This is a genomic window from Bacillus sp. EKM208B, from assembly GCF_011800725.1.
Taxonomy (GTDB): Bacteria; Bacillota; Bacilli; order Bacillales; family Bacillaceae; genus Bacillus; species Bacillus velezensis.
The window spans coordinates 1-24196 of the sequence record NZ_JAANHO010000018.1 but is presented as its reverse complement, the minus strand read 5'-3'; the positions used below and the strand labels follow the sequence as shown (position 1 = coordinate 24196).

Sequence of the window (24196 nt, the reverse complement as noted above, 5' to 3'; positions counted from 1 at the left end):
AGCGGTTTTTCCTCCGTGTCCTCTTCCAGAAAACGGGCGGTGAGCCCCGTCAATCGGACACATACCGCGCCGTTTTCATCACACAGCTCAATATGAAAGGCGCCGTCCGCTGAGGAAAGCACCGCCCACATCGTCTCACGGCACGCAGAAAACACCTGCATATCCTGGAGGGCAAACGGCAGGAACGGCCGTCCGGATGCAGAACCGTCTGAGAGCACGAGACCGATAGAAGCCTGAAGGGCGGCGTCCAGCATGCTCGGATGCAGGATGAACGTCTCCTTTTCTTCGCGGGCGGACGGCGGGAGAATGAGCTTTGCGAGCACTTCTCCGTTTCCGGCATAGACGGCGTCAAGCGCCTGATGAGACGGTCCGTAGGTGATGCCGAGGCTGTCGAACGCTTCATAGCACTCAGCCTTTGACATGCGCCGTCCGCCGCAGCGCGCCTGAACAGCTTCCACATCGAGAACAGGAGCACGCTCCGTCTCTTCGAGCACGGCCTTTCCCTGGAAAAAGACAAGCGGCTCTTCCCCTTCGGCATACGCTTCAAAAGCGATGTCTCCGTTTTCTTCCGGCTGAAGCTTTACATGAAGCGTAACCCCTTCAGAAAGCGCCGTCACCGGTCGGAGCCAAACAATCTGTTTGAGCCGGACACCCGTTTTCCCGCCGGGCAAGTCTTCGGCGGCAAGTGTAACGGCGGCCCGGGCCATTTCTAAAGCAGCCGTGCCCGGAAGCACCGGTTTTCCATTGACGATATGATCCGCAAAAAACGGTTCATGCCCTGAGAAAACAGAAGTAAAACGCTGGGCGATAAAGGTCGATGTATTCGCATGGAGCAGCGGGTGGAGCTTTTCGCGTTCAGCTGAATTCCGGCTTTCAAGCTCTCTCTGAAGACGATCGGACGCCCAATACGTCTGCCTGGCAAACGGGTAACCCGGCAGATTGCCGATTCGCGGCAAAGGTCCGCCATAAAGCAAGTCCCCTTCGATTTCATAACCTTGACAATAAAAATCTGCCAGCACGCATAACAGCTCCTGATATTTTCTATGGTCAGAATATGAGGCGCTGCACTTGCCGAGCACTTCTATTATGTGCTCCTGAATATGCTGACGGCCTGCAAAGTGCTGCGGTACTTTTCCCGAAAACACATAAGGATGATGTTCATTAAGCTTTGCCTGCTTCCATACATACACTGCGTCATCAGCATCTTGCACTACGATGGCGGCGCGATGGTTAAAGTGATGCCGTCCTTTTAACAACGTATAGCTGAGCTGGGCTAGATCATTTTCTTTCAGTCCGCCATTTTCCGCCCAAGTGATCATATCTTCGATTTTTTCCTGAAGGGCCTCCTTTGTTTTTGCAGACAAAGTCAGTAAATATGCAGGGGCATCCGGATGAGGTGAAGCGCTGCGCTTATAGCTTTCCATAACGATATGGGCATTTGTTCCGCTCATCCCGAATGCGCTGACTGCCCCCATTCGGTTTTTACCCGGCAGAGAAGGCCACGCTTTACCCGTTTTATTCACATAAAAAGGACTCTTCTCCCAGTTGATATAGCGGTTTTCCCCGCTGCAATGCAGACTGGCGGGAATCATTTCACGGGAGAACGCCTGTAAAAGACTGATCAAACTGACAATGCCTGACGCGGCAAACGTGTGGCCGATATTGGTTTTAATTGATGTGAGCGCGCAAAAAGCTTCTTCGTTTGTATAGGCAGAAAATGCGTCATAAAGCGCGTTAATTTCCACCGGATCACCGAGTTTTGTACCTGTGCCGTGTGTGACGATATATTCGATATCTTCAGGGTTGATACGCCCCCGGTCATAAACGGAAGTAAGCAGCCGGGTCTGCGCGACGCCGCTCGGAGCGGTAATTCCGTTTGTTTTCCCATCATAATTGATGCCGCTCGCCCGAATCACCCCGTAAATCGGATCACCATCTTTTTCCGCCTCTCTCAGCGGCTTAAGAACAACCGCCGCGGCCGCTTCCCCCGGAACCATGCCGTCAGCCCTTTTATCAAACGCGAAGCATTTCCCGTTTTCCGACAGCATTCCGGCTTTATCTATCGTTTCAAAAAAGTCCGGGGTATTCATGATATTCACCCCGGCCGCAACAGCTGTTGTGCACTCTTTATTCTGCAGGCTTAATACCGCCTGATGGACAGAAACGAGCCCCGAAGAACATGCTGTATTTATCGCCATCACAGGACCGGATAAATTCAAGTGATAAGCCAGCCGCGCCGCCAAAATACCGTTATGATGAGACGTGACATTGCCTTTGTCCCGTGTTAAAAGGTGATAATCTCCTTCTTCCGCCCCCACAAACATACCGATCGTCTGCTGCCTGATGTGACTGGCGCCGTAGCCGGCGTCCTCAAGGGCCCTCCACGCTTCCTGAAGAAGCAGCCGCTGCTTCGGATCCATCGTTTCAGCTTCCCTCGGCGATATTTCAAAAAATAAAGGGTCGAATTCGTCCGCCCCCGGGACAGCGCCGAGTTTCCATTTTGAACTTGTGAAGCCTTTTTTTGCGACCGGTGCGACAACGTCCTTTTCCTGAAACAGAATGTCCCACAGCTCGTCCGCCGTGCGCGCCTGAGGAAATCGGCCGCTCATGCCGATAATGGCAATGGAATCAGCTGCCTGACTGCCCTCGGTTCCGGCATTCAGCTTATTTCTTCCCCTCTGCTTCTTTCGCTTTTCCGTTCCTGCCTTTTCAAAGACAGATTGATCTGCGGACTCAGGTTTCTTTTCTTCATAGACATGCTCCATGACGGACTTGTGTTCCGTCAGAAAATAGCAGACGACCTTCTCCAGTGTGGAATGTCCGAAAAACAGGGCCGGTGTCACTTCAATTCCGTAATGAGCGGACAAAGAAGAGGCGAATTCCGCCAAACTGATAGAATCAAAGCCGAAATCAGCCAGATTGTCAGCGTCCGTCAGTCTGTTCTTGTCTATTTTCAAAAGCCCCGCCGCCAGTTCTTTCACATCCCAGCTTACGCATTCTTCCAGCGTGAAGCCTTTCATTTCACTCCGCCTTCCTGAAAACGGGACGTTCCTGTTTACAGAACCCGAAATCGGCCGTTCGCCTTGATCTATCTGCAGGAAGCGTTTGGCCCTCGACGGAAAACCGGCCAGGACGAGATACTGGCTGGACGGCTGGACTAACAATGTCTCAAAAGCTTCGAGTCCTTCCTCTGTGTATAAATAACGCTGTCCGCTTGATTTTAAATACATATCGGTGCTTTCCGCCGTGCCGACATGCATTCCCCCTTCTTTCCAAAGCGGCCAATTGATTGCAAGTGACTTGCCGCTTCTGAGTCCGAGGCTCACAAGTTTATCCCGATGACGGACAAAAGCCATTTGGAAGCGGTTCCCCATCGCGTAGTCACAAGAACCGAAGTCTCCTAAAATCGCTGAAGAAGAAGAGAAACAACAGAAGAAGTCAAGCGGCTCCCGTGACAGAACTTGATCTAACACCGCGGTGCCGTCCGCTTTTGGCGATAAGACTTGCTGAAAGGTTTGCAGATCTTTCTCCAGAATGCTTTCAGTGCCTTGAAGACCTGCAGCGTGAATGACACCGTGAATCGGCCCGCATCCTTTCTCTTTCGCTTCTTGCAAACCTTTCTCCATCTGAGCTTGATCTGCGGCATCCGCCTGCACGTAAAACACCTTGGCGCCTGATTCTTCCAATCTCTTTATCTTGTTCAGCACCGGGCCGTCTGCCGCTGATCTCCCCGTCAAAATGAGCGTAACCGGTCCTTTTTCAGCGAAATATCCGGCAAATAACAAGCCTAAACCCCCGCATCCGCCGGTAATCAAGTACGTTTTTCCGCTTTTTATCACACGCTTCTCAACAGGGGCAATATCCGTCTGCTTCATTTCCATGACGTGACGAATTTCCCCACTGTACATGACACTGCGGAACGACTCGCTGTGAAGTTCTTCACATACGTTATGGATCAGTTTTTCTAACGGTCCTTTTTGTTCAAAATAAACCGCGGCCGTATCCGTCTCCGGCAAGATCAGTTTCAGCGACCGTTCCAGCCCGATCCATGACTCGGCGTAACTGATATCGGTATCGGTCCCGCACTGAGCGGAAAGAAGGATTCGCCTCGGTTTAGAACGCAAAGAAGCAGCTGCGCGGATCACATGATACAGAATGGAATAGTCTTTCACGGCCTTTGCATCTTCAAGCGGCCATCCATATAAAACGGCATCCGCTTTGCCTGCAGCCGTTTCAATATGCCGAAACGTTTCTTGATATGCTTGTCCGTCAGTGATTTTAATTTGATAATGCGTGTTTGAAAGCTTTTGAGTTTCCTCACCCTGTGAAATAAAAAACACGCCGGCTCCCGGATAAAGGGATTGTAAAGACTGATAAGCATGCTTTCTGGCAGCTTCTCCCGTAAGAAAACAGATGACCGTTTTCAGCTCTTCATGAATGGATTTCTTCAGAGGCTGCTGCGTCCATATTTCTTCAAATATCATCATCTCGGATTGTTCCTCTTGCCCGTGATCCTGCTGAGACGGGTGTCTCATTCTTATCCCTTTGATTTCTGCGCAGACAGTGCCGGTTTCGTCACAAAATTGAATGTCACAGCCGGTTTGATTCTTTTTATTAATGTACATCCACATGCCGGATGAGCACGGACGCATGACGCGCAGTTCTTCAACCGTTTCAGGCACGATATGGACTGACGGCTCCGTTTTTGCCAGGACATGAAAAGCTGCGTCCAGAAATTCCGGCGGCAGATGATATCCCGGATTACAGCCGCTTTCATCTATAAGAGCAAGCTTCGCCCAAACCGCATTTTCTCCCGCATAAAGCTTTTCAACGGTGCGGAACTCCTTACTGATCGTTACACCTGACGTGCCTGGTGTTTCATAATCGAATGACAGCAAGCGGCAGTCTTTTTGTAAGGAGGCAATATCAAGCACGTGGGATGGCTGTATGTTCCCTTGCCCGATGATTCCATAATGATGCAGCTTCTCTTCGTCACTGTATATTTCATAATGGATGCCTTCCTCGTCTTCAGACAGAAGGGAGAGATTGACGCCCGCACCGTGATGTCCGCTGGTAATCGGGTCAGTCCATGCCGCCGTTCGGATCCATATCTCTTTTTCTTCAGAGCTGTCTGCCGCATGATGATAAGCCGCAAGCGCCATTTCTAAATAAACGGCTGCCGACAGAACCCGCTCCCCTCTCACATTCTGGAAAACGTGTTCCCGGCCTGTAAAAGATGTATGATAGCTTTGCTCCGCCAAGGTTGACGTATTTTCATGCAGGAAAGGATGCACATATTCAGTTGTTCCTGTTTTTGGTTCTGCCCGCTTCATCCAGTAGCTTTCTTTTGCAAATGGATAAGACGGCAGACTGATACGATGCGGCAGCGCGCCTTTATATAAAGATGCCCAATCGACGGGCGTCCCGTGAACCCAGGCATTCAAAAGACTGTCAAATTGATGTTTTTCCATCCAATCACTGACTGTGCCTTCCGTCTCCGTGACAGCACTATCACTCCGGCCTGTAAACACCCCGCTTACGGAACCAGCATGATTCAGAAAAGCAGTCAGCTTCTGTTCCAATTCAGAAACAGAGTCCGCTCTCATCGCCAGCCGTTCTTCCATCGGGACCCTGCCGACTTGAAGGGTAAATGCCGCGTCAAGCAGGTTCGCATCTGTAAGTGTTCCGTTTACGGCGGCATCCGCCACCAACAGAGCCCGCTCGCGCAAGCGGTCTTTATCTTTTGCCGATAAAACAAAAAGCGCCGGACGGCCGGAGTCCGCCGAAGTCATTTCAGCCGGTTCATACTCTTCTATCAGCAGGTGGGCATTTGCACCGCCCGCTCCGAAAGAAGATGTACCCGCGAGTCTCGGATATTCCCGTGTTACTCCTTCAGATTCTATGACCGGCCGTCTCCATTCCGCCGTTTCCTGCTGCACGATAAAAGGAGAAGTTTCAAAATCAATTTCCGGGTTCAGCTGCTTTGAATGCAGCGACGGCACCAGATATCCGTGTTTCATCTGAAGAAGAATTTTGGTGACCGCAGCAATGCCCGCCGCACTTTCCAGGTGTCCGATATTGGATTTAACAGAACCGATGGAACAAAATTGCTTTGCATCCGTGTAGCGTCGGAAAGCCTTGGTTAACCCTGCGATTTCAATCGGATCTCCCAAGGAAGTGCCGGTGCCGTGGGCTTCCAGATAGCTGATCGCTCTCGGATCAATCCCTGCCCGCTCCATCGCCTCTGCGATCACTTCTCCTTGTGCATTCGGATTCGGAACGGTGAACCCGTTCGTTTTGCCGCCGGCGTTCAGAGCGCTTCCTTTAATGACACCGTATATATGATCATGATCTTCAACAGCCTTTTTCAACGGCTTTAACACGATACAGCCGACGCCCTCTCCGTCAACAAACCCGTCAGCCTTATCACCGAACGCTTTGCACGCGTTTGACGGTGACAGCATTCTCATAGAAGAAAGTCCGATATAATGAACCGGATCTGTAATCAGGTTTACGCCGCCGGCAATCGCGCATTCAGATGCACCTGTTCTGATGCTTTCTGCGGCGAGATGAATGGCGGTTAAGGATGAGGAGCATGCGGTATCGACCGCGATGCTCGGACCGTGAAAATCAAACACATAGGATACGCGGTTCGGGATAAAGTGGTAGTGGGCCCCTGTCGGATAGTTGCCGTTCATGACACCCGCAAAGACACCAACCTTTTTACCGGCGCATAGTGAATCAGGGGTATATCCGGCATCCTCAAGGGCCGCATAAGCGGTTTCCAGAAACAGTCTCTCCTGCGGGTCCATGCGCTCCGCTTCTTTCGGGGAGATTTTAAAAAACAGCGGATCAAATTTATCAATATCTGTTAAAAAGCCGCCCCACTTTGTATACATCCGGCCTTCCTTACCTTTTGTCTCATCATAGTAGTCCCGCCAATCCCAACGGTCTTTCGGAATTTCGGTGATTCCGTGTTCACCGGTCTTTAACCGTTCCCAGAACTCATTAACATTTTCAGCTCCGGGATACCTCCCGGCAAGACCGACAATGGCCACTTCAAGGTGTTTTGACGGCGGTTCGGAAGCGGGCGGCGCTTTTTCAGAAAAAGATGCCGCTTGGCGCTTCGCCAATCCGGCGCTTTTTTTGCGGCTTTGCTTTTTCTGTAATGTGTGCGGCGCCTTTTCGGCTTCATTATTTGTCTTGAAAATCCCAGCCATATCATCCTGTCTTGAGCTGACGAGATATTCCGCTAATCCGCCGATTGTCGGATACTCGAAGAACAAAGTGCTGCTGATATCAGGTACGTCTTCCCGCACGCGGTTGGTCAGCTGTACGATTAAGATGGAATCGATTCCGTATTCTTCAAGGGGCGTATGGGCTTGAACGTCCTCAATCGGCATCTTTAAGATGGCGCTGACGATCTGTTTCAGATACTCTGTGCTTTTTTCAAGCAAAGAGCCGGATGATACCGCTTCAATATGACGGACTTCTTCAGAAAATCGCGCATGCAGTTCGCGCTCCTTCGTTTCAGCCAAGTATGCGGCAAGCTCTTCTATCGTCCGGTATTCAAAAAACAGCGTGCTGCTGATATCAGGGACGAGATCCCGCAGCTCATTCGTCAGCTGAACGATCAGAATAGAGTCAATGCCGTATTCATCCAGAGGAGCCAGCGGATTTATCTCTTCTGCCGGCATTTTTAATACGTTTGCCGCAGCCTTTATCAGAAAAGCCGCTGTCTTTTCCGAAAGCCCCTCTCCCGCTTGTTTGATGGGGAGCTGACGATCAGAGGATGTTTGCGGTACGTTTGATTGGCGCTTTTGCGCGGTGTAAGCTTCCCTGCTCTGCCTGATGACTCCGTTGCTTTTCGCCGTGATAATCTGCTGGGTGTGCAGACGTTCGTTTTCAGCCGGAAATTGAATGGAATGAAAGCCTTCAGCCATTAAAACGGATTTCCATGTTTCCGGATAAAGACCGGGGCACCCCGGAATCCGCAGCGCCTCGTCTTCGTACAGCCACCAGCCCTCTAATAAGCCGAATGTAACATGTGTAAACGGCGTATGCCCGCCCAGTTCATTAACGAGCAGCAAACCCTCCTTTTTCAATACGGCTTTTGCCGTCCGTAATGTTTTCCGAATATTTTTGGTGGCATGCAGCACGTTTGCGGCAATAGCGATATCGTAGGTTCTCAGATGGAATCCCTGGCCCGCCGCAGGCTGCTCCACATTAAACAGCTGATACGTCAAATACGGATTGTCCGCGCCGTATTCCTTTTCGGCATGCATTAAAAAAGCTTTTGACAAGTCGGTATAACAGTATTCCTGAATATGGTTTTGATAGGGGCGGAGCTTTTTAAACAGTGTGCTGCTCGTTCCGCCGGTGCCCGCTCCGATCTCCAGCAGACGGATGTTTGCCTCAGGATTGTTTTTAATTACATTTTCCACATAAATACACGCTTCATTTGCCAGCACATCGTTGTAATAATCAGCGAGAATGTTATGCTTATAGATTCCTTCAACAAGCTCCATTGAAGAATCGGGAAACATCACGTCCGTGGCTTTTATTTTGCCTGTTAAAATGTCAGGCAAAGCTTGAATGACGGTATCCGCCAGCAGAGCCTGCGCTTTCATATCCGGATCTTTCAGCCATTCGTTTTTCTTCTTATGCCACTCTTCCCAAACCGCGGCCGTTTCACCGCTTTTAAAATCGCTGTCTAAAAGACGGATACTTTCTTCCAGCCAGCGCTCATATAAAGGCAGACAGGAAGCCGCCGGCGCTTCGCCGGTCAGACCCATTGAACGCAGCGTCACCCGCAATACTTGCAGCAAAAGCCGATTCAATTCTTTCATTTGATTGCTTATTTCTGTTCTTAAGGATAACTGTGTACGGTCTTTTTGTTTGTCTCCCTTACCCAAAACCTTATCCTCCTAAGAAAATTAAATTTGCTCCGTCATTTTGACAGGCAATCAGATAGTCACAAATTCATGAGGGTTCATTCCCTCGATCGGAATCGGCTTGGTCAGCTTCATCAGCCCCATGCGGGAGATCGGCTGCGTCAGCAGAGTTTCCAGCGCCTGCATCCCTTCCGCCCGGCTGATCAGCCCGAGACCGATTGCACTCAGTCTGTCAAACTCTTCAGAAATGTGATTGTCAGCCCGCTCCCAATAACCCCAGTTCATCACTTTGACCGGGCATGACAGCCGTCCGGAAAGCTCATGGGCAAATGCGTCTTTAAATGCGCACCCCGCCGCATAATGACTTTGATTCGGATTCTTAATATATGAAATAACCGAAGAGAAAAAGAGAATAAAGTCCAAAGACTCTTTCGCAAATACTTCGGCAATGTTGACGGAAATATCCACTTTCGCCGCAAGACCGGCGTGAAACTGTGATTCTTCCATATCTTTTACGCTTTCATTCGCAAATACCATCGCTGAATGAACGACGCCGCTGATGGTGCCGTATGTGTTTTTAATCTGTTCATAGGCGCGCTGAAGCGATGGAAGATCAGAAGCATCTGCGGCTATATATTCGGGAGCCGGGCCTGATGGCCGGTACCGGTCTATTTTTTGGCGTATCCGGCTGTCCAGCGGCCGCCTCCCGATCCAGACGACTCGGGCTTTATACGTCGTCACTATATAATCTGTCCAAACCTCGCCGATGCCTCCCGCACCGCCGATGATGACATATACGCCTCCATAGCGGTAAGGAACACTTTCAGACGGCCCGCTTTGGACCGGAAGCAATTGAGGCCTGTACCATTCCTGATGTCTGCGCACCCATGCTTTACCCGTACGGTCGCGGGGCAGGCTGAATATGTCTTCTGCGGGGAAACCCCCCCCGTCTTCAAGATCGGCCAGACGGATGTGCCAGCTCGGATGTTCTTTTGCGAGAGACCCGACGAAACCGTGCACACCGGAATGAGCGGGACGCACCTCATCATATTGGGTGATAGGCTGTGCTTGGTGCGTAATCACCGTCATCCCGAGCTGCTCTTTTCCATACCCGAGACCGATAAGAGCTTTGGCCGCTCTGAAAATTTGCAGCACCCCGCTTTTTTGATCATGGCTGTCAGAATCAGCCGGCTGAGGGGCAAACCAGATCATATGCTGAATCTCACCGAGACGGCGGAGCCGATCGGATATCACTTCAACGGAAGCACTTTGGCCGATATCAAATCGCACAGCTTTAGGAAACAATCGTAAAACCGCGTCCGCCTGCCCGTCTGTACCGCCTATGATGACAGCTTTTGCTTCAGAAATGGGGAAGCCGGTTTGGTTGTCTATCGGTTCCGCGTCCCATACCTGCATCAGTTTGACGGCTCCGGTAAGGTTACCCGGCAGATCGTATTGCTTATTATCGGTTACGACCGGCGCACTTTCGGCCATCCGGGCAGAAAATCCTTTTATCCTTACACACACATTGCCGCGTTCATCACATATATCAATGTCCATTCTTCGCACGGCCGGTGTTTCATGCGTCACAAACACGGCCGCCCACATGTTTGGACTGCACGGATGAAAAACGGTCAGTTCATGTAATTCAAAAGGCATTAACGGCTGCTCCGGATAACCCGCTTGATCTTCATTCATAACGCCGATGGCCGCCTGAAAAGCGGAATCAATCAGACTCGGATGGAGCACAAACTGTTCGGCTTCATCAGAAACGGAAGCAGGGAGCACCAATTTAGCCAAGGCTTCTTTTTCCCCGCAATAAATGTGATCAATTCCTTGATGTGAAGGTCCGTATACAATTTCCGCCTTTGCAAACGCCGCATAGCAGTCTTCTTTTGACAGCACTTTTTTGCGGCAGCGCGCTTTCAGCTGTTCAATATGCAAAAACGGCGCCTCAGACAGCGGCTCAATCACAGCACTGCCTTCACAATAAATGTCTGAATCATTTTCATTGCTGTACACTTGAAATGAAACATTGCCGTTATCCTCCAAGGAAAGCCCTGTCGTCATACCCAGCGGCTCTTTTTTATGAACGGCCTGGCGTATCCAGCTGATATACCGCAGCGAAATGCCGGTTTTAGCCGTGTATTCAGCGGCTAACGGCGCGGCAGCCAGTTCAGCCGCGGCTCTCGCCATTTCAAGATAAGCCGCCCCGGGGAGAACACGCTTGTTTCGGACGATATGATCGGCTAAGAAGAATTCATCTCCGTTCAGTATCGTACTGAATTTTTGTTCTAACAAATCTGATGTATTGCGGTGAAGCAGCGGGTGAAGCCTGCTTTCTGTATTTACGGAAGTGACGGGATGATCGGGCTCCGGTATCCAATATCGTTCCTTTGCAAACGGATACGTCGGCAGACTCATCCTGCGCGGTTTCTCCTCCTGATACAGCCGCGTCCAGTCTATCTCAAACCCTTTTGACCACAGCTCCGCAAGTTTTTTGTAAGTGCCGCTGTCCGTCCATTTTCGGATCAGCTCCTCCGTATCCTGATCATCATTCAGGAAACCCCTGATTTCCGTTCCGCTATCAGACCGCCCTTGAAAGCTGCCGTCAATCTGCCGTTTTCGTTCTGTAAATTCAGTTAATTTCCTGATCAGGTCCGCTTGATCGTTCACTAAAAAAACAAGCCGTTCTTCCATTGCCAGCCGTCCCGTTTGCAGCGTATACGCCAGTGACCGCAGGGAAAAAGATTCATCAGGCTGCTTATCTAAACCGGACTGGCCGAAAAGACCGAAAAGAATATCCTTATGTTTCTCATCGTTTGTAAGACATTCTGCTAAAGTCCGGACGGAAGTATGCTGTATGAGATCAGTCATGTCTATTGCCAGCCCGTATTGATCCGTCATCAGCTCAGAAAACTGTGTCAGCTGCATGACATCCAAGCCGAATTCCTTCCAATCCTGTTCACCATCTACCGAGCCGGCCTCTACATGCAGAACATCCGCCAGAACACTGCGCAACGCATTTTCCAGCTGATTTTGCATTGTAACTCTTTTGTCATGAAGCGGCCCGCTTCCTTCAAGCGCTTTATCTTTGAGAAACATCAGCAGCCGGGCAGCGTATTCCTTCAGCCGCTCCGGATTTTTCGCTGATAGAGGCACGATATACGGTCTCTCTTGATTCTCCGTAATGCCGGGGTTTTTGGGCCTGTACTCTTCTAAAATGAGATGAACGTTTGAACCCGTCGCCCCGAATGAACTGATGCCTGCGCGTCTCGGACAGGAATGTTCACGGCCGTTCTCTGTATACACCGGCTTTTTCCATGACTCGGTTTTTTGCTGCACGTAAAATGGCGAGTCCTCTAAACGGAGATACGGATTAATCGTCTCTGAGTGCAAAGAAGGGACAAGCGTTTTGTGAAACAGCTGCAAAACCGTTTTATGAAGCCCGCTGATCCCGGCGGCTGATTCCGCATGTCCGATATTCGATTTAACGGAACCGATCGCACAAAATTGCCGATCCTCCGTAAACGTGCGGTAAGCTTTAACAAGGCCTTGTATTTCAATCGGATCCCCTAAAGAAGTTCCGGTTCCGTGCGCTTCCACATAAGAAATCGTCCGGGGATCAATCCCCGTCTTTTCAAGACATTCGGCTATCATATCCCCCTGCGCCACGGGGCTCGGCACGGTAATCCCGCTGACGGTTCCCACGTGATTGACGGCGCTGCCTTTTATCACCGCATAAATATGATCCTTATCTTCTTCGGCTTTGTGGAGCGGCTTCAGCAGCACGGCCCCGATGCCGTCAGCTGAGACATAGCCTGTGCCGCCTTCGCCGAACGTGCGGCACAGCCCGTCACTCGAATGCATATCCATCAAGCCGTATGTGATATATTTTGTCGGGTGCAATGATAAATTGACGCCTCCGGCAAGAGCTGCTTCACATTCACCGCGTCTCAGACTTTCCGCCGCCATATGGACGGCCGTCAAAGATGACGAACACACCGTGTCAACCGCCATGCTCGGCCCGTGAAAATTGCAAAAATATGAAACCCGGTTTGCGATCGGCGCATAGTTCAAGGGATAAGGAAAGACCAGCCCTTTCGCCGCAGCTTCAGCGCCGGCGAGAGAATAATCCATATGCATCACCCCGGCAAACACACCGACGTTCATTCTCTTATTCGGCCCTTTCGGCTGAACGATTGTTTCCGGGGTGTAGCCCGCATCCTCAATCGTTTCCCAGCATGTTTCTAAAAACAATCGTTCTTGCGGATCTTTAGCTTCTGCCTCCCGCGGAGAAATCCGGAAAAATTTCGCATCAAAACAATCCGGATCGTCTATAAAACCGCCCCATTTGGAAATCGGCTTGCCGGACGGCGATCGCAAATGCTCATATGTCCTCGTATCCCAGCGGGAACGAGGCACTTCCGTTACGCTGTTTTCTCCATTTTTTAGATTTGTCCAAAATTCACGAAGATTTTTGGCGCCGGGGTACCGTCCCGCCATCCCGACGATCGCAATATCTCCATTCTGCGTTCCGGCTGACGCCGACTTTTTCACGCGGATTTGGGTCGTCCTCTTTTTTTCCCGGGGCAAAGGCTCAGCACTTGAATGCCCGCTTTGAGCATGGCCGAAACCGGCTCCGTAATGTTCGCATAAATATCCCGCCAATTCCGCGATTGTCGTGTATTCAAATAACAGCGTCGGCAGTAGCTGCGTTCCGATTTTTTGTTCAATTTCCTTCACCATGTCCAACAGCCCCGGAGAATCCAGCCCCATTTCATAGTAGCCGATATCCGGGTCAATCTCTTTCACAGGTTTGTTCAATCGGGCGGCAAGCAATTCTTTTAAATAAAGGATGCACTGTTCAGTAAGGCCGGCGGAAGCCTCCGCACGGCGGGGCTCAGAAGGCGCCGGTTCCGCTTGCGGAGCCGGGACGGCATTCCGCCCGTCAGGTTCTTTCTTTTGCCGTTTCTGATTGATCAGTTCCGGGTCCCTCACCAGTTTATTGGCGAAGTTTTTCAGTTCGCCGACTTTTCTGCCTTCCTCATTGAAAAACTCCATTGTCACGTAAACGAGATCTTTCTTACGGGTGACGGATTCTTTTTTTATCTTGGTGATACATGTCGTCTGCAGCAATTCGGCGCAATAAAACGATTCATAAAACAGCGGCAGAAATAATTGCCCCTCCTCCCTCGTCAAAGGAGCGAGATATACATTGGAGCCGATGCTGCTCGCATCTATCAATGCGGGATGAAACATCGCCTCTTCTGCATGTTCCAGCTGATCCTTTTGCACCGACAGATCAATATAAATCTCTTTTTCAGTTTGGTAGACGCTTCCGCAGCCTTTCATCATTCCTGAATGAACCAGTTCTTGATCCCTGCATTCCGCGTAAATGTCCTCAAGCGGTATTTCTGCCGCCGTTTGTTTTACGGCATCCATCCGGACGCTCTCTTGGAAGCCGGCGGGCTTGACGGAATGCATTTGCGCCGCGGCATATACCTTTGTCTCTGCTGCTTCGTCACCTTGTTTTTGCCCTTTCACCTCTACCTTCCACTGCTCTTCGCCGTTCTCTGTACAGTCAACGGAAAGCAGGATTGATTCTCCCTGTTCAGGAGCTAAAGGGTGAAAAATCGATAAGTGCCTGAGTTCAAGGCCGGCATGAAAAAAACCGTTTTCTCTGAAAGTCTGATAGATCAGGTCAATATAAGCCAGACCCGGCAGCAGTTCCTTTCCATAGGCTTTATGATGTTTCAGAACGGGATGCAGATTGTTAATAAGAAGCTGCTCTTGCATATGAACTTCCTCCATATCGACGTTCAATTTTCAGCGCAATCAGTAAGTCTTCATTTGTTTCCAAAACGTATTTGGGCGGGACTTATGTGCGTTTTCATGCAGGCTTTCGGCTTTGTCCGGACGAATAGCCCGGCGTTTTAATTCCTGTCTCGGCAAAGGCTTTCTGACCGGGGTATACGCCTCTTGCTCCCAGGCTTCCACTATGACATGGGCATTCGTCCCTCCGTCAGCGAAACTGCTGACGGCGGCAATCCGCGGTGAATCCGTCCATTCACGCAGCGCGTGCGAAAAATAAAACGGCGAGGCGGACAGATCGTAATGCGTCATCGGCTCTTTGCCGGAAAGGAAAGGCACACGCATTCGGCGCGAGAGCATAAGCACTGTTTTAATGAAACCGGCAATCCCTTCAGCACATAACGGGTGCCCGATATTCGGCTTCATCGACCCTAATTCGCAAGGCGCGCTGTATTGCATACGGTATACCGCTTCAATCGCCCTCAGTTCCAAAAGATCGGTTACTTCAGAGCCTGAACCGTTTGCTTCAATGTAGCTGATATCCTCCGCTTTTCTGCCGCTTTTGGCAAGCGCCTTGGCCATCACTTCTTTCTGCGCCTGTATATTCGGTGTGGCAGGCCCCGCGGTTCTGCCGTCATTGTTTACGGAAATGCCTTTAATGACCGCATGAATCCGGTCTCCGTCTTTTACAGCCTGGGCCGCTGTTTTTAAATACACCATTCCGACGCCTTCTCCCAATACGATGCCGCCAGTGCGGCGGTCAAAAATATGAAACGCAGGCTCTTCGCTTAACAGATTGCGGAGTTCGAACATCCGGTGGGTTTGACCGGATTCCAGCAGACTGACTCCCCCGACCACCGCTGAGTCGATTTCACCGCAAGAAAGCGCCTGTATCGCCATATTCATACCGACAAGCGCTGAAGAACAGGCCGTATCCAAAACGAGACTCGGCCCCTTCAAATCAAAGAACTGAGAAAGATTGGCCGCTAAGTAATTCGGGCCGGCGGCGACTATCGGATTTTTTGCATGCTTCAGACGGTTTTCGTCAGGCATACTGCCCCCGCGTCCTCCTAAATAGACACCGGCTGACCTGCCTTTCATTTCTTGTAACGAGTAACCGCTGTCTCTGAACAGATGAAGCGCCTCTTCTAATATAAGAAAGGACTGGATATCCATTGCCTTGATGTCTTCTTCGGGAATAAGGAAAAACTCCGGGTCAAAATGCGTTACATTTTTTAAAAGGCCCGCATAATCCGCCTTCTCCGTTTTCCAGCGTTCTTTCGGCACCCTTTGAATGGCTGACGTTCCTTCAGACAGCAGCTTCCAATAAGCTTCAATTGATTCGGCTCCCGGAAAACGGCAGGACATTCCGACAACAGCGATATCTTGCGCCGCTGCACCGCCAGAAGGCTGAATAACAGCGGCTGCCGTTTGTTTGGGAACGTCCGGGATTACAGGCTGAACCGGTTTTGAAACGGCAGCTTTGATTTCCGGATATGCTGTTTCAAGCCATCCGGCCAGCGCAGCAACCGTAGGGTATTCATACAGCACCGCCGGGTCAAGGTCAGCTTTGATCCTCTTTCCGATCGCTCTGGACACTTGGGCAAGCATGATGGAATCGGCTCCGTAATCTTGAAACGGTGTATCAGATTCAAATCTTGACGGCTCCAGTCTTAATTCCCGGCAGCAAATGCCCGTCAGCCACTCCTCAACGCTTTCTGTATCGGCCTGTTCCTGCTTCTTTGTTTCGGTAAGGCCGGATGAAAGCAGCAGACGGCCAGGCTCCCATTTTTCCGGGTGAATGACGGCCGGCATAATAACAGACCCGCAATCGCCTGCCATAATGGCATCAAACAGGCTCAGCCCTTCTCTGTCAGTGATGCTCTTTAAACCGCTTTTCAGATAGGCCCGGCTTTTTGATTCGCCCATACCCGTTTCTTTCCAGCTCGGCCATTGGATGCTCAGCACCGGAAAACCTTTTGCGGCCGCAAAATAATCCATATAGGCGTTAGCCATGGCATAATCGCTTTGTCCCGATCCTAATTCCGGCACCACGCCGGACACTGAAGAAAACAGCGCAAAAAACCGGAGAGGCTCCTTATGCAGCGCTTGATACAAAAGGTCCAGTCCGTCTGTTTTAGGCTCAAGCACGGTCATCATCTGTTCTCTTGTTTTGCGGATAAAGGCCGGATGATCGAGATCTACGGCTCCCGCTGCGTGTATCACGCCTCCTATCGGCCCCATCTTCTCTTTCACCCGGCTGACGGCCTGCTCATATTCAGGGCCGGAAGATACAGACAGCACTTCCGTTCGGACACCTTTTTGTTCGAGCTCTCTGATTCTTCTCACTTTATCGGAAAACGGGGAATTCCGTTTGACATGATCATCCCACTCCGCTTTCGGAGGCATTGTTTCTTTTCCGGTAAGCACGAGTTTCGTGACTCCGTAACGTTCGGCAAAATGCCGGGCGAATAAATATCCGAGTCCCCGGGTTCCTCCGGTGATCCAGAGCACATGGTCTTTCGGAAATGAAAATCCTTTTTCAGCTAAGCTGTTTGTTTCCTTTAACCGCGCATAATAGCGCACACCGTTTCGGTAACACACTTCGATGTCTTCAGAATCGCGAAAAAACTCCTCTGCGATCTGGTTTGCCAGCTCAGGATCTTCGGCAGTCTGTTCTGCATCCATATGCCGCGAGCGGATATCCTTATACTCACTTTGGAGCATCCGGTACAATCCGGCCTTTTTTGCACCTGAGAGATTTATCGTTTCATTTGCAAAGGGTTCAAGCCCCTTTGTCACACAAAGCAGCTGAAGCTTTCGGCCGCGGTTTCTGTTGTCAATGAGAGACTGCAGACGATGAATCCAGCCGTCATCATGCTTGATTTCCGTCCCGCATCCGGTCACATCAATCAGACCGCCAAACCGGGCCGCGCCCCCGGATATTTCCGGTGATGCAGCGTCAATGATTTCAGACTCGGGGAAATAACGGGACAGCTCAACGGCCAAATTTCCTGTCTGGTGATCGGCGGCTATTCCGATGACGCCCCGCACTTCCTTAACCGGAACACTGCTGCTTTCTGCCCAGCTTTTCTGTAAAAAGCGGATTTCACGAAATGTTTCAGAATGTGTTTCAGCATCACGAACATTGTCCGGCGCTGCATCGTCCGGCCAATACCGATCCTTTATAAATGGATAACCGGGAAGGCTGATGCGATGCGGCAGGCTGCCGTTATAAAGCTCTGACCAATCAATCTTCAGCCCTTTTACCCAAAGTTCCAGAAGCTTCGCGAATTTTTTTCGTTTCATCCATTTACGGACGGCTTCCTGCATATCTTCATCCTTAAAAACGGCTAGAATGTCTTTATACTGTTTGCTTTTCCCTCTGAAGCAGCCGTCTGTCCCGCCGTCAATAAAACGCTGCAGTTTTTCCGCTAACTGCTCTGTCGACGTCACGATAAACGCCGCACGTTCTTCCATCGCTTCTCTTCCGGTTTGAAGGGTGTAAGCCGCATCCCGGAGGCTGCGGTCTGTGACGTCATTTTTTCTGATCGCTTGAAGAAGCTGCTGCGCCCGCTGCTTCAGGCTGGCCTCCTGTTTGGCGGATAATAAAATGACTGCGGGATCTTCATCTGTGAATGGCTCAGGAATCTCCCTATCAGGTTCAATATATTCTTCTATCAATATGTGGGCATTTGCCCCGCCCGCGCCAAAAGAAGAGATTCCCGCGATTCTCGGAATCTCCTTTTGCGCTCCGTTTTCCTCAATGACCGGCCGCTTCCAGTCTGCCAATTCACGCTGCACCACAAACGGCGTCCGGTCAAATGCAATATTCGGATTCAATTTTCGGCAATGTAATGAGGGGGCAAGCTTTCGTTTTTGAAACTGGAGCAGCAGTTTCGTTACTCCGGCAATGCCTGCCGCGGCTTCCAAATGCCCGATATTGGATTTAACTGAGCTGATGGCGCAAAAGCCTTTATCTGACGTTTTCGTTTGAAATGCGCGGGTCAAACCGTCAATTTCGATCGGATCTCCGAGTTCAGTGCCCGTGCCGTGGGCTTCGATACAGCTGATCATCCGCGGATGTATTCCTGATTTTTCAAGCGCGCCGGAAATCACGTCAGCCTGGGCGCTCGGACTCGGCACTGTATACCCGTTTGTTCTGCCGCCGTGATTGATATGAGTGCCGCGAATCACCCCGTAAATATGGTCCTTATCAGCTATCGCTTTTGACAGCGGCTTTAACAGCACGGCCCCGACGCCTTCCCCGGGAACAAATCCGTCCCCGCCTTCACCGAAACTTTTACACGTTCCGTCTTTTGAAAGCATTCGATAGGCGCTGAGCTCCGCATAAGCCGAAGGATGCGTATACACATTCACACCGCCGGCAATCGCCATGTCGCATTCGCCGCGAAGGATGTTTTCACACGCTTCATGAATTGCAGTCAGCGAAGACGAGCACATCGTGTCGACCGGCATGCTCGGCCCTTTCAGATTAAGAAAATAGGAAACTCTGTTGGCCGCTGAACTGAACGACGTTTTCGGCTGCAGGGCGCCGCCGTTTTTCCAGTACATTCCGTACCCGTTTTTCGTAATGCCCGCAAAAACGCCGACCCGGCCGTTATACAGATTCTCAAGCTGTTCCTTCGTATAACCGGCATCCTCCATCACCTGCCAGCACATTTCAATAAAGAGACGCTCCTGCGGGTCCATATTCAAAGCATCACGGGGTGAAATTTGAAAAAACAGCGGATCAAAGAAAGCGGCATCTTTCAGAAACCCGCCCCGCTTACTGTAACTTTTCCCTTCTTTCACGGCCGCTTCGGGATCAGGGTTGTAGTACTTGTCCTTTTCCCAGCGCTCTTCGGGAATTTCCGTCACACAGTCTTTTCCGGCTGCTAAGTTATCCCAGTACGCTTCAAGTGTTTCAGCTTGCGGATAACGTCCGCTGACTCCGATAATCGCAATCCTTTCTTTTGTCTGGTTCTCATTGGAAAAAGAAGGCCGTTTCTTTCGCTTGATAAACGACGGAAGCACCGGAAAATCTTCATTTGCCAAAACCTGTTCTGATACGCCTGAACGGTGCTCATCATCATTTGTCCATTTTCGGCATTCTTTTGGATAATCCGTGACAAAGTGAGCTGCCAGGGAGCCCAGTGTCTTATATTCGTAAAAAACCGTTTTGGAAAGGTCACCGAAAAGCAGAGACAATTCGCGGTTCAATTTCGTCACAGTGACTGAGTCGATTCCGTAGGTTTCCAGCGGCTCTTCAGTATCTATGTTGGAAACAGCAATTTTTGTAGTCAGGGCAAAAAGCGTTTTGAGCTGAAGAAGCGTTTGTTCATACAAACGTTCACTGCGGTGTTCGGCATTGATTTTTCCGGAAGCGCCCGTCTTGATGACAGGCTGCAGCTTCAACCCCGACAGGGAAGCCCATATTTTTCCTTCTCCGTCACATAAATCAATATAAAAGCTCCCCGCCTTCTCTTGTATCTCGGCCCATACCTTGTCAGGACAAGATTCATAAAACAAAAGCTCGTCCAATGAAACCGGGGCGAGCGTTTTATATTCTTTGCCTCCAAGCAGCGCGCATGCCTCTGTCACACTTTGCATCACACAGGGAGGGAGGCCGAATCGGGCGGATTCTTTTTGGTTTGTCAATGGGATTGATATATCTGCCAGCATCCGTCCTGCTGAGGCGTAAATACGCTCAATTCCTTTCATGTGCTCACTGTATTGAACGGTATCGTTCTGAGTGATGGCTACAATTTGCTGCTGATCCATCAGGGAACCGCTGTTTTCCTTCAAGCGGCTGATATCCAGCATGCCGGGCGCAGCATCAACTGGCTGAATCGTCCCTTGGCTGTACACATCATGATAACTGTAATCGGAAGAAAATGGATTATAAATCTCAAACCTTTTGGCTTCACCCTTTTCGGGTATCAGCCTGATTTCGATATGGAACGGCTCAGCCTCAGTCAGAATGGGCTTTGACCACACGATATGTGTCAGCCGGACAGCCTCAGTCTCCTTTACTGTCAAAACAGCCGCAGCTCTCGCCATTTCCAAAAGAAGTTCTCCGGGCATAAGCTTTTTACGCTGTAAAGAAACATCAGCGAGAAAAAATTCCCGGCCGCTGAAAGCTGCCGAGAATCCCAGTCCCGTTTCATCGGAAATATGCTGCTGAGCAAGCGGATGAAGGGAATCCGCTTGGCGAAGTCCCATCCGCATATCATAATCGCGCAAAATGCCGATCGCATCCTGTTTTGTCATTTTTTTATTTTTGACGTCAGAAAAAACCCGGTGCAGAAACTCTTTCATATGGTTTCCTCCATTACGCTAATCCCTGTAAAAACCGATCGTTCTTTTTACAGCGGCTTCTATGCTTATTTCGTTTCTCTCCAATTCATCAAGCAGGCGCTCATAAGTCTCAAACGGGGGCATATCAGTCTCGTAAGTCTCCCGGTGCCTTATATGCTGCGCTCTGTGCGGTATCCAGCAATGTGTTTTCGCAAAAGGATAGACGGGCAGGCTGACTTTTTTTGGCCTTTCGTCCGGATATAATTTATTCCAGTCGACATGTAAACCTTGCACCCATAATTTTGCAAGCATTGCATACTTTCCTGCTTCCATCCATTGATCTACGGTCCCGCTCATTTCTGCGTTGTCCGTCATCTCTGTAAACAGCTGTTTCATCGCTTTGTTCCGGCCTGTAAAGAAATTCTGCCCCGTCTCCTTGCCGCTGAGGAAATCATTCAGCGCGTTCGTAAGCTCTTCTTTTGTTTCAGCAATGACGGCAAGGCGCTCTTCCATTTCATCCCGGCCAAGCTGAAGCGTATAAGCGATACCCGCAAGAGCTCCGTCAGCTGAATGTGACTTTTCCAAATATCTGCGCAGCTGTTCCGCACGTTCCTTCAGCTGTTCCGCCGTCTTTGCCGAGAGAATGAATAAGGACGGCTGAAGTTCACCGGACGTCCATTGTTTCTCTTCAACAGGAGAAACATATTCTTCGAGCACGACATGAGCGTTGACACCGCCAAATCCGAACGAGCTGACACCCGCTCTCCGCGGCAGTTCATTTCCGCTATCATCAGTCGCCGCTTTCCACGGCTGGGTGTCGCGGACGAAATAAAACGGGCTGCCGTCGAGGCTGATATACGGATTAACGGTTTCACAATGCAGACTTTTAACGAGCGTTTTGTGCTGCATCTGCAAAATAATTTTTAAAAGCCCGGCCATGCCGGCGGCAAGCTCTGTGTGGCCGATATTCGTTTTGACGGAACCGAGGCCGCAATGAGGCTGCTTGGGCGCCGTTACTCCGGCTTTCTGATAAAGCGCTGCAAAAGCCGCTTTGAGTCCGTTGATTTCTATCGGATCTCCGAGCGCCGTTCCCGTGCCGTGGGCTTCAATATAACTCACTGTACGGGGGTCGATGTTCGCTTGCTGATACGCTTTTATCATGACTTCTGTCTGTGCTTTCGGATTCGGCGATGTAAGGGAAGCCGCCCGTCCGCCATGATTTTCCGCCGTTGCGCGAATAACGGCATAAATACGGTCGCCGTCACGTTCCGCAGCGGATAATGTTTTCAAAACAATCATGCCGGCACCTTCAGCTCTGACATACCCGTCCGCTTGATCGGAAAATGTTTTGCAGCGCCCGTCTTCACTGAGCATTCCCGCTTTATTAAAGCTGATATGCATATCCGGCGACACAATGGCATTGACGCCTCCTGCAATCGCGATGCCGCAGTCTCCGGCCTGAATTGCCCTGACCGCACGGTGAACAGCGACCAATGAGCTTGAACAGGCGGTTTCAATCGGTTCGCTCGGCCCATGTATATTCAGAAAATAGCTCATGCGGTTCGGACCGATTGACGGAACCGTTCCGGCGGCGGAAGAACCCTCAATCTCTATATGGAACTTTGAAGCTTCCTGAGCGTAACCGCTGTTTGTCGTGCCTGCAAAAATGCCTGTATTTGTACCTGAAAGGCTTTTGGCAGAGCAGCCGGCATCTTCAATCGCTTTCCATACATGCATCATTAAAAGTCTTTGCTGAGGATCCATCATCTCGGCTTCATGCGGAGAAATACCGAAAAATAAAGGATCAAATTGAGCGGTTTCATCAATGAAGCCGCCCCACTTTACATTGCTCGCATTTTTATCTTTCTGCGGATCTCCGTAATACTGTCTCCAGTCCCAGCGTTCCGGCGGTATTTCAGAAATGCAGTCCTTTTCTCCGGCTAAATTCTCCCAAAACATTTCCGGATTTTCAGCCATTGGAAATGCACAGCTGATTCCGATTATCGCCACGGGCTCAGGTGCAGCTGCGATTTTTGTTTTGGGAAGGCGGGACGGAATCGAGAATGGCTCCGTCTTCATTTTTTTACGCACAACCGGTTTCTCCGTTTCTGTTTCTGCCTGTGGGCCGAATGTATCCGGATGTTCCGTCAGCAAGTATTGGGCAAAACTAAAGACTGTCGGGTATTCAAAAAACACGGCCGGTGTCAGTTCAAGCCCATACGTTTTATTTAGTTCATTTGCAAACTGCGTGAATGAAACCGAATCAAAGCCATAATCTCTCATCTCTGATTCAGCATCTATCTCGTCTTCTTTCACCTTCAGAATGCCTGATATCATATGTTTGAGTTCCGCTTGTACTTTATTCGGCATATGGACGGGCGTCTTCCTTGACACATGAATGCGATTGGACGGTTCCGGCGTTTCAGGCATCAGGTTTTTTCGAATCCGTTTTTCGTCGCCCTCTGCCACCATGACCTGGTGTTCTCCGGAGGCAAAAGCGGCGTAAAGCGCCTGGATGCCTGAGGCTGATCGCATGGCTTTCATTCCGGTCTGTTCGTACATCAGCCGTTCTGTCTCTTTGTCCACACGCATACCGCCTTCTTCCCAAAGCGGCCAGTTGACGGACAGGGTCTGCCCGCTCCGCTTGTTGTCCCGCACGAGACGGTTTCGGCGGGCTGCATAAACATCCATAAATGCGTTGGCTGCCGCATAACCGGCCTGCCCCGGATTTCCCATGCCTCCCGCCAAGGAAGAAAACAGAATGAAAAAGTCCAGCCGCACATCTTTCGCTGCTTCATCAAGATTGATAAGCCCTTTCACCTTCGGCGCCATGACGGTCTTCCGTTCGTTTTCTGTCTGGTTCAGAATGTAGTTGTCAGCGATCACGCCTGCGCCGTGAATGATCCCGTCGAGTGTTCCATGCTCCTCCTGTATGCCGCGGACGAGGGCGGTGACCGCCGCCCTGTCTGTCACGTCAACCGGTTGATAAAATACGCGGGCACCCGACGCTTCCAAGCGCCGTAAGCGGGCGGAGCGGTCTTCATCAAGCGCTTCCGCCCTCCCCGTTAATACGAGGACGGCGTTTTTGACGCGGGAGGCTATTTCTTCAGCGAAAATCAGTCCGATGCCGCCCGCTCCCCCGGTGAGGAGGTAGACCCCTTCGTCTTTCCACGGAACGGTACCGCTTT

General features: G+C 50.6%; 4 protein-coding genes. All 4 read right to left on the bottom strand.

Annotation, left to right across the window (positions count from 1 at the left end):
- Nucleotides 1-8915 (bottom strand): SDR family NAD(P)-dependent oxidoreductase (locus G9F75_RS19415; RefSeq protein WP_167409320.1); only part of this gene is annotated, 8915 nt, incomplete at its 3' end.
- A gap of 51 nt (nucleotides 8916-8966) precedes the next feature.
- Nucleotides 8967-14693 carry a type I polyketide synthase gene (locus G9F75_RS19410; protein ID WP_167409319.1) on the bottom strand — a complete coding sequence of 1909 codons (5727 nt, stop codon included), beginning with the start codon at nucleotides 14691-14693 and terminating at the stop codon, nucleotides 8967-8969.
- A 39-nt stretch (nucleotides 14694-14732) separates the two neighbouring features.
- On the bottom strand, nucleotides 14733-21029 hold the full coding sequence (locus G9F75_RS19405; RefSeq protein WP_167409318.1) for a type I polyketide synthase: 6297 nt from the start codon (nucleotides 21027-21029) through the stop codon (nucleotides 14733-14735).
- An 18-nt stretch (nucleotides 21030-21047) separates the two neighbouring features.
- The coding region (locus G9F75_RS19400; protein WP_167409317.1) for a type I polyketide synthase at nucleotides 21048-24196 on the bottom strand (3149 nt) is incomplete at its 5' end.

Coding starts and splice junctions, on each gene's coding strand:
- G9F75_RS19410 (WP_167409319.1), bottom strand. CDS start 14,693: ATGCAAGAGCAGCTTCTTATTAACAATCTGCATCCCGTTCTGAAACAT.
- G9F75_RS19405 (WP_167409318.1), bottom strand. CDS start 21,029: ATGAAAGAGTTTCTGCACCGGGTTTTTTCTGACGTCAAAAATAAAAAA.